At 63.2% G+C, this 212-nt stretch carries 1 protein-coding gene; it reads left to right on the top strand.

Annotated features, from left to right (window positions below):
- Window positions 1-212: hypothetical protein (locus B4U49_RS18950; RefSeq protein ID WP_158078507.1), on the top strand; the 212-nt coding region annotated here is incomplete at both ends.

A 212-nucleotide genomic window follows, 5' to 3' on the forward strand; every position in this document is an offset into this window, starting at 1 on the left:
AGTCAGTCCGCGGCACAAACCTTTGCGCTCAATGAAAATCTGCAGGCTTCCGCCAACAGCTGGAGCATGGGCGACAGTGCGCTGCTGCAAACCGGCGGCACCCTGGCGATTACCACCGCAGCCGGTATGGATCTAGCGCAGCTGGAGAGCGGTTCCACCGTTGCGCTCGACAGCGGTGCCGGTATTGCGCTGCGCGAATCCCTCACCGCAGC

Origin of the sequence: Microbulbifer mangrovi, from assembly GCF_002009015.1 — a bacterium.
In the GTDB taxonomy this organism is placed as follows: domain Bacteria; phylum Pseudomonadota; class Gammaproteobacteria; order Pseudomonadales; family Cellvibrionaceae; genus Microbulbifer; species Microbulbifer mangrovi.